This window comes from Fluviicola sp. (genome assembly GCF_030151805.1).
Taxonomy (GTDB): domain Bacteria; phylum Bacteroidota; class Bacteroidia; order Flavobacteriales_D; family Crocinitomicaceae; genus Fluviicola.
This window is the reverse complement of the sequence record NZ_JASLCN010000449.1, coordinates 1-9001: the sequence shown is the minus strand read 5'-3', so window position 1 is coordinate 9001 and position 9001 is coordinate 1. Positions and strand designations below refer to the sequence as shown.

At 41.9% G+C, this 9001-nt stretch carries 7 protein-coding genes; 5 read left to right on the top strand and 2 right to left on the bottom strand.

The features are described from left to right. Positions 1–853, bottom strand: an 853-nt coding sequence (locus tag Q1V93_RS17095) for a hypothetical protein (RefSeq protein ID WP_300666345.1), incomplete at its 3' end; no start/stop codon positions are given. Positions 854–863: 10 nt separating this feature from the next. Further along, complete coding sequence (locus tag Q1V93_RS17090) at positions 864–1961, bottom strand: tetratricopeptide repeat protein (RefSeq protein WP_300666344.1); 1098 nt, start codon at positions 1959–1961, stop codon at positions 864–866. A gap of 169 nt (positions 1962–2130) precedes the next feature. Here Q1V93_RS17090 and Q1V93_RS17085 point away from each other — a divergent pair, with 169 nt between their 5' ends. From Q1V93_RS17085 to Q1V93_RS17065, 5 genes are all read left to right on the top strand, one after another. Beyond that, positions 2131–3336, top strand: coding sequence for an acetyl-CoA C-acyltransferase (locus Q1V93_RS17085; RefSeq protein ID WP_300666347.1), 1206 nt, complete (start codon positions 2131–2133; stop codon positions 3334–3336). Positions 3337–3373: 37 nt separating this feature from the next. Then, complete coding sequence (locus Q1V93_RS17080; RefSeq protein WP_300666343.1) at positions 3374–4948, top strand: hypothetical protein; 1575 nt, start codon at positions 3374–3376, stop codon at positions 4946–4948. Continuing rightward, entirely contained in the window at positions 4948–6177 is a 1230-nt protein-coding gene (locus Q1V93_RS17075; RefSeq protein ID WP_300666341.1) for a DUF5723 family protein, read from the top strand. Before Q1V93_RS17080 ends, Q1V93_RS17075 begins: the two co-directional genes overlap by 1 nt. Further along, positions 6165–7631: a T9SS type A sorting domain-containing protein gene (locus tag Q1V93_RS17070; RefSeq protein ID WP_300666340.1), complete on the top strand. Its 1467-nt coding sequence runs from the start codon at positions 6165–6167 to the stop codon at positions 7629–7631. The genes Q1V93_RS17075 and Q1V93_RS17070 overlap by 13 nt, the downstream gene beginning before the upstream one ends. Before the next feature lie 61 nt (positions 7632–7692). Continuing rightward, entirely contained in the window at positions 7693–8508 is an 816-nt protein-coding gene (locus Q1V93_RS17065) for a hypothetical protein (protein ID WP_300666338.1), read from the top strand. Positions 8509–9001 lie beyond the last annotated feature (493 nt).

Sequence of the window (9001 nt, the reverse complement as noted above, 5' to 3'; positions counted from 1 at the left end):
TTCCTTTCAATTTGGACTCGAAAATATCCGATTGCCCGTCCGTTTCGCGGTGAAGAAGCATTTTTGTTCCGTCATACGAAAGACAGTTCGAAATATCATCATTTTTGGAGTTGATCGGTCCCGAAAGTTTTGTAGGAGTGGACCATCCATTGTCTAAAAGAGAAGATGAGTAGATTTCATAATCGTAGATTCCAAGTGCGTTCGGTTCGTGGCTGTTGGCTCTGTTTGAACTTAAAATCATTTCGGAACCATCAGTAGAAATAGAAGGAGCAATGTCGTCTTCTTTTGAATTCAAAGAAGGAACATTATCAACCCAGCAACGTACCGGAGAAGCTTCGAACTTTTTGGAAGTAGCACACTGTTTTTTACGCAGGTTTACAAATTTCATGAAATCATCTGCCTTTTTGTATTCCGTTTCAAAAACAGTATAGTATTTGGAAGCTTCGTCGTATTTCCCTTCGATTTGAGCTACAAAACCCAAATAGTAATTCAGGAACGGATCACAGGCAGGATCCAGTTTTTGCGCTTTTTTGATATACTCAACGCATAAAACAGGATCTGTGGAATTGGCGTAACACACCCCGATTTTATAGTTAAGCAAAGCATTGTTCGGATTGAATTTTTGTGCTTTTTCGTATTGCTTTAAAGCGCTTTTGAAATTTGTTCCAAAATCCTGTACGGCAAAAACAGCTGTCATTCCGACTTTGTAAAATTCATCTCCCTGTTCGATGGCTGTTGTGGCATTTTTCAGTCCTTCTTTGTCCTCTTTGAAGTTCGCTGACTTAAAATCAACGTTCTGACCGAATAAGTTTGTCGTTAAACCAATAACGACTAGTGTTAGTAATTTTTTCATCGTTTTGATTTTAGTTGCTGCAGTTTCCTGAGTGACATTTTTTTCCTTCTGTTGATCCTAAATCACTTGCCTTTTTCCAATCACTGCAGGCATCATCCATGTTTCGGAGCATTTCTCTGGCCATTCCGCGGTTTACGTAGGCAGAAGCATAATTCGGATCGGCATTAATGGCTTTGGTAGCCAATTCTTCTGCTTTTTTGAAGTTTTTGCGTTTGAAATAAATTCCGGAAAGATTGGAAGCCGCCGGGGCATATTTCGGATTGATGGACAATGCTTTTTCAAAATCCTTGATCGCGTCATCCAGACTTCCCTTTTCAAGAAGGGTTACGCCTCTGTTGTTGTAAGCCAGGTAAAAGTTTGCATCAACCGAAATAGCGCGGTTGAAAGCAGCCATCGCTCCGGCGTAATCTTTCATTTTCTTCTTGGTTGTACCCACATTGTTCAACACAAAAGCCAGATTCGGGTTTTTGCGCAGTGCAGCCTCATAATCCTCGATCGCCTTCGGATAATTCTCCAGCATGCGGTAACAGCTTCCGCGGTCGTTGTAGGCCATCGGTCCGGAAGGATCCAATTCGATACTTTTCGTGAAGTATTTAATAGCAGCGTTGTAATCTTGTTGCAAGAATTTTAAAGTTCCGTAGTTGTAGTACGCTTTTGGATTGTTTGCATCGAGTTTGATGGACTCTTCGTAGTCTTTTTCAGATTTCAGGTAATCGGATAAGCCCTGGTAAGCTCTTCCCCGCTGAAAATAGGCTTTGGAGTAGCTTTTTTGCTTACCAATTAAGGTGTTGAAGGTTGCGAGTGCATCCTGGTACAATTCTGCTTCGTTTTCGGCAACACCTTTGTTGTAATAAGCTGCAGTGAAGTTCGGATCAGAAGCAATGGATTTACTGAAAGAAGCAATGGCTTCTTTGAAGTTTTTTTGGTTGAAAAGTTCAATTCCTTTGTTGTAGGCCTCCTGGCTGGCTGCAATTGCTGCGTTACTTTGATTCAATTTGGTGATCGAATCGCGGTACCTGATTTCTGCTGCGGTCATGCTCTCGGCCTGGGAGAACGATAACACACTACAAAATAACATTCCAGCCATCAATGGGACGGATTTTTTCATAGCTCGTAATTTGGTTTAGGGTGTTGAATTTAGTAAAATATATGCCCCTGGAAGGTCAATACTTATCAACACCTGGGAGAACCTTTTAACAGAAATTGGATCAGAAGGAATATTCCTTATTTTCGTAGAAGATTAAACGAAAGAAAGTTAAACTAAGGATTTAATGGCGATAAAGGACGCATTTATAGTAGCTGGTGTAAGAACCGCAATTGGAAATTTTGGTGGAACACTTGCACCGGTAAGAGCCGATGATCTGGCGGCACATGTTTTGGAAGCATTGTTGAAAAAAGTTCCGGGCTTCGATCCCGGAGTAATCGAAGATGTGATTTTGGGGTGTGCAAATCAAGCCGGAGAAGATAACCGGAATGTGGCCCGGATGGCTTTATTGCTTGCAGGATATCCAATCAATGTAGGCGGAGAAACAGTAAACCGTTTATGCGCTTCAGGAATGTCGGCTGTGGTGAATGCTGCCAGAGCGCTTCAGGTCGGAGCCGGAGATATTTATGTAGCCGGAGGAATCGAACACATGACCCGCGGGCCCTGGGTTCTTTCGAAAGCATCTGCGCCTTTCGGGAGAGATCAGCAATTAGTTGATTCTTCTTTCGGATGGAGATTCATCAATCCGAAGATGGAAGAGCTCTATGGAGCGGAAGCCATGGGGATGACGGCAGAAAACCTGGCTGAATTGCACCGGATTTCAAGAGAAGATCAGGATCGTTTTGCAGCCTGGTCGCAGGAAAAGGCAACAAAAGCTCAAAAAGCCGGAATTCTTGCTGAAGAAATTGCACCGATTGGGATTCCACGTAAAAAGCAAGATCCGCTGATCTTTGATCAGGACGAATTCATCCGGTCGGGAACTACTTTGGAAACATTGGCGACCCTGAAACCTGCTTTTAAGAAAGATGGTTCGGTAACTGCCGGAAATGCATCCGGGTTGAATGACGGAGCAGCGGCTTTATTACTGGCTTCCGATACAGGTTTGAAAGATCACAACCTGAAACCGCTTGCACGGATCGTTTCGGCAGCAATTTCCGGTGTTGAACCGCGAATTATGGGAATCGGACCGGTTGAAGCATCCCGGAAAGCGTTGGAAAGAGCAGGTTTGACATTGGATCAGATGGATGTGCTTGAATTGAATGAAGCATTCGCAGCACAAGTACTTGCATGCAGCAGAACCATGGGACTGGATGACATGGATTCCAGAATCAATCCGAACGGAGGAGCAATTGCACTCGGACATCCGCTGGGAATGTCCGGATCACGCATTCTGATTGCTGCTGCAAATCAGTTACAGCGCACCAAAGGAAAGTATGCATTGGTGACCATGTGTATCGGAGTAGGTCAAGGATATGCCACTGTGATTGAACGCGTTTAATTCCAACCTCTTTAAAAAAATGTATCTCTAACATACGATGAAAAAACTCTTATTTTTGCTTTGTATCGGCCTGGTTTTTGCCTCCTGTAAGAAACGGGGGAAAGCCATTTGGGATACCGATTGGCAAGTTCCGCTTGTTCATGACAGCCTGACTTTGTCTGATCTGGTCGCAGATTCCTTGTTGACAGTCGTTGCAGGAAATTACGAGTTGGATATTGATGCTTCTTTGTTTGAGTTCAAATTGAGTGATTTTGTGGCTTTACCGGATACAAGTGTTGAGAATACTTTTCATGTTGCTATCAATATCCCGGCTAACCCGGGAGTTTCATTTGTGAATAGCGTAGAAGATCACGTGATCAATATGGGAGATGTACAGCTAAAAAAAGTCCGGGTGAAACAAGGCGGAGTACAGCTGAAGGTTTTTAACCCGATCGGTACGAAGACCTTTTTCACAATCGAACTGCCCGGAGTCAGCAAATATGGTGTTCCGCTGTCCCAGGAATTCATTGCACCGGCAGGAACTCAGTCAAATCCGGGAGTTGCGGTAGGTTTTGTTGACCTTGCGGGTTATGAATTGGATCTGACCGGTGAAAACGGAACATTGTATAACCGAATTCAATCACGGATGCTTGTTAAGTCCGATCCCAATGGACCTTCAGTGATTGTAACGCCGGCGGATATTATCAAGTTTCAGTTTACAATGAAAGATGTGCAGCTGGATTATGCCAGAGGTTATTTTGGAAATGAATTGGTTTCAGATACGGTGTATGCACAGATTGATGCGCTGAATAATATTACGACCGGAATGCTGGATGTGGACGCTATGACGTTTGACCTGAAGATCGAAAACGGATTGAAAGTCAACGGGAAATTTAAGATCAATTCCCTCAAAAATATCAATGCAGCCGGAAGTACCGTTTCGTTAACACATCCGAATATCGGAACCTGGAACACGATTAGCGCTGCTACGGGCTCGAATGGAAATATTACTCCGAGTAATACCACTTTGAGTTTTACTCCCGGAAACAGCAATTTCGAACAGTACGTTGAAAACCACGGAGCGAAAAATGAATTGAGTTTTCAGCTTCAAATGAATCCCTGGGGGAATGTTTCCGGAGGATGGGACGAGATTTACGACGCGCATCCTTTGCGTGTGAAGTTAAAAGGATTGTTCCCGTTAAATGTGGGGATGAGCGATTTGATTTTCCAGGATACCTTTGCATTGAGTTTGGTCAATGATCCGAATAAGACGAATGTAAAATCAGGTCAGCTTTGGGTAAATGCCATGAATGCCTTTCCGTTTGAAGGAAGCCTGGAGTTGTACTTGCTGGATGCGAACTTCCAGACAGTGGGAATTGTTTCCGGAACCAGCCCGATTCAATCGAGTGTATTCGGCGCAGCAGTTGACGGAATTATGCAGAAGAAAAGCGTGGTGTATTTTCCTGTTTCGGAAGCACTGTGCGACGATATCGGTCGGGTAAAACATTGTATGATCAAGTTGAAACTCAATACCTATAATGCAAACGGGCAAAATGTGCAGGTTTCTATTCCCGCAGGCGCATTTTTTAAATTTAAACTGGGAGCGAATCTAACGCTTGAAAATCACTTGTAATGAATCGATTAATTCTCACGATAAGTTCGTTTTTCCTGGTAATTTCTGCTGTTTTCGGACAATCTACTTTCCCTCTTTTCAGAGATAGTTTGCTGCAGACGAACCGGCTTAATTTTTCCGGAAATTTTGATGTTACCGGAACTTCCATGCGAAAAGAATTCCTCAACACACTGGCATTCGGTGGTTATATCGACTCGGAAATGAAGGACCGTACGCTGAAAGCTCATCGGGCAAATAACCGGATCGGAGCGTTTCTTAGCGGCGATATCAGTTATGTTTCAGGTGCAACAAGTTTGTTTAAATCCGGAAAGTATTCCTGGCTGGTAAAAGCCGGGTATTATGTTGTCGGAAATGTAAACTATACGAAAGATGCATTCAAAATGACTTTTTACGGAAATAGTTATTTGGGAGCAGATACGGCAAATTTAACCGGAACACGAATTTCAGGAATGCAGTTCCAAAAGGCCGGTTTTGGGTTTTATCATCGAAAAACAGGAAGTTCTCTTACTTTGAATCTGGTAAACGTTCAGAACCAGTACGGAGGTTATATCCGGAATGGAAAATGGTACCAGGGAGTTGATGCAGATTCTATTAACCTGAGATTGAACGGAGACATGACTTATTCTTCGGGAAAAGATTTCAGTAAAGGAATCGGTTTTGCAGTCGATTTTGATTTTTACCTGAAAGTTCCCTGGTTAAAGGATTCTGCAACATTCCAGTTTACGGTGCAAAACTTAGGAGCTGCTTACATGTTCAAACCTCAAACACGGTATTTTGCGGATTCTACCTACCGTTTCAGCGGTTTTACCTTTGATCAGATCAAACACAGCGGAAATATGTTCGGAGACGATTTTTCCTTATTGGATTCCCTGAATATTCAGAAAAAAGAAGTGAAACGCTGGGTCATGATTCCGGCATTTATTCAAATCTCCAAGTTGGTTGACCTGGAATCCGCTAAAAAATTACAGAGTTTCTTCGGAATCCGTTTTTACCCGACAATCGGCATTGTTCCCACCGGATTTGCAGGATTGTTTTATCGCTTTGTACCAAAGGTTTCTGTTTCTGCAAACGTGGCGTTCGGAGGATCTTCCATTGTTCGCGGAGGTTTGATGTTTGGATATCACGGAAATAAATTGGGAATTCAGTTAGGAACCGACGATATTTATGGTTTGGTATCTAAAAAAGGATTTGGTCAGTCAGCATTAATTCGTTTGTCATGGTTGTTTTAAGAAGTCTTTTCGCGATTTTGCTTTTGTTTTGCACCCTGGATGGCAAAGCTCAGATTTCGTTTAATCATATTTTCGGAGGAACCGGGTATGACCGTGGAGAAGGAATTGCCCAATTGCCCGACAGCTCTTACATTCTTACAGGAGCTTCTTCCAGTTTTGAAAGTGCTCCGTCCCAGGCATTTTTACTGAAATTGAACAAATATGGCTTCCATGTTTGGTCGAAAGAATACGGTGGAGCAGAGTTTGAAGAGGGCAGAAGAGTACTTTTTGTGCCGAATTACGGGTATTACATCGTCGGAGCTTCATCCAGTAATGGAACCGGAGGTTTTGACGGATATGTTGTTTTCACGGATTTGTCCGGAAATCAGCAATGGGAAAAATGGTACGACAAAGGCGGCTGGGAGCGTTTTCATGATGCGATTCTGATGCTGGATACCAGTATTGTGATGTTCGGTGAAACAAATGCCAATCCGGAGGAAACGGAAGATCAGTATGCTGTGCGGATTGATAAAGACGGAACGATTCTCTGGGAACAACAATTGGGCGGGGTAGGTGTAGACTATTTCAACAAAGGTTTAAAAATGACTGATACGACTTTCGCGGTGGTCGGAACTGCTTACCTGGCAGATTCTTTGAAATCAAAAGCGTCAATCGCTTATTACCATATCGACGGTTCTTTGATTTGGGACACGCTTGCAGGAAGAAATGGTGAGTACATTTTGAATGATGTTCAGTTTGTTTCCAATAGGTTGATGTGTGTAGGAGAAAGGTTGGAGACCGGAAAAACGGACAAAGACGATTACCAGATCTTTTTGACCGCAGACGGAGATTTTATTTCAGATGGCGATTCTTATTCCCAATACGATAACCGCTATGTCGGCTTTGTAAACTATACAGCTCCTCCGGGAGATAAATACTTTCTCGTTACCCAGGGAAATAATCCGTTGTATGACTTTGTGGGTGGTGAAGACTGTTACATTAACCGTTTCGCTGCTGCTTTTTACTGGGATGGATACGGATTGCCCTACAGTTCTTTGGGACAAGATCAAATCAATCAGATTATTCAAACCAATGATGGATATGCTGTAACGGTTGGTTTTCATACCGATCCGGGGTTCAGTACCGGAGGATCTTCCCTGTTTGTGGTGAAATTGGGTAATGACAATGCTTTTCCTTCGAATGGAAGTCCTGTTATTTACAGTATTTTGAGCGTAGAAAACCTGGAAAATAATCCGGATCTTTCCTTTTATCCGAATCCGGTGAGCAATTTACTTTACATTGATTCCAAAAGCACTTTCGACCGCATGGAAGTAAGTGATTTATCCGGAAAACAGATTTTTTCAACAGATCATCCGGTTAGCTCGATTGAAACTGCTTCGTGGAATTCCGGAACTTATTTACTGCGTTTTTCAGTAAATGGAAACTGGTATGTGCGCAAGGTGGTGAAGATGTAGCGGTTTGACTGGCTACAACTTCCAGAATAATAGAAATCAACACAAAAACCTACCCTGCCTAATGAAACAACTGCTTTTTTACGCATTTCTGATTTGGTTTCCAATCATTGGATTCTCACAAGATTCTTTGCAAAGAAAGAAGAAGGGGCTTTTTACATATGCATTGAGTGGATTTGTTTTTGATGGTAGTTATTATCGGACGGATGTTTCAGGAGATCTGACTTCCGATTATTCGTTTCTGTTAAAAAGCAAAACCCGGACAATGGTAACTATTAATTTTGCTGAATTCGAAATGCTCTATAAAGATATTATAGGAATTAGTGCTGCTTTCGATTTCACATCAAGATATGTTGACAAAGAAGGAATCCGGAAAGGGATTCAGGAGCAAACTCCGGATATGAAAGTTTCTATCCCTGAGAGTAATTATGATATGGGAATTGTACCCTTTAATGACAAGCTGAGTCTTTTTTCGATCAAGCTCGCTTTGGTCGGAAATATAAAATTCGGGAGATTTGCATTTCATCCTTTTTTCTCGCCAATGATCCCGATTTCAAAAAGTATGATTTCACTCTATGCGAATGCAGAGAATCCGGTAAATATGGTTGAATTTAAACGCAATTATTTTTTTGAAGAAAGAACTAAATTGGCGTTGAAAACCGGGTTTGATCTGCGTTTTTTTGTTGTCAGGGATGTATTATCAGTTGCTTTCAGAATAGGCTATGCTTATTACAAAGCTTCCGGATATGCAAAAACGGTTGATGAGTTTAAAGATGGAACTGAAATTGTGTCGAATTCAGCAACGTTTCAACGGAATATCAATAATTTGTATATCGGAGGGAATTTTTCAATTGTTTTCGGAAATGGTAAATGGAGATAAATAATGTATCCCTGCAAAATTGATATGAAAAAGTTTAATATTCTATTTCTTATTGTGCATTTTTCACTGGGAATATTTTGTATATCAGCACATAGTATTTACCGGGCCTCCATTTTTGAGATGATTTCAGGAAAAAGTATCGGGCTTTCCTTCAATTCAATATTTATGTTTTCAATATGTTTTTTCCCGTTTTACGTTGCTTTATTCACAGTGAAACCTGAAATAATTCGGGCAATGATTATTGTGATTTTGTTGATAGGGATTCTTTTAATAGTTCCCTGGATTTACTTTGATCCGGATCAGAATATGATGTAAACCCGGTTGCAATATTCTTCATTTAAAATACACACTCCTACCACACAAACGCCTCTTCGTGAAACCAGTTATCGTGAACGCGCAATGTTTGCTCGATCATATCCCGCACGCAGCCTTTTCCACCGAAATACGGTGATTGATAGTGCGAAACATGCTTGATCTCGATGGCTGCGTCCTG

Coding starts and splice junctions, on each gene's coding strand:
- Q1V93_RS17090 (WP_300666344.1), bottom strand. CDS start 1,961: ATGAAAAAATCCGTCCCATTGATGGCTGGAATGTTATTTTGTAGTGTG.
- Q1V93_RS17080 (WP_300666343.1), top strand. CDS start 3,374: ATGAAAAAACTCTTATTTTTGCTTTGTATCGGCCTGGTTTTTGCCTCC.
- Q1V93_RS17075 (WP_300666341.1), top strand. CDS start 4,948: ATGAATCGATTAATTCTCACGATAAGTTCGTTTTTCCTGGTAATTTCT.
- Q1V93_RS17070 (WP_300666340.1), top strand. CDS start 6,165: ATGGTTGTTTTAAGAAGTCTTTTCGCGATTTTGCTTTTGTTTTGCACC.
- Q1V93_RS17065 (WP_300666338.1), top strand. CDS start 7,693: ATGAAACAACTGCTTTTTTACGCATTTCTGATTTGGTTTCCAATCATT.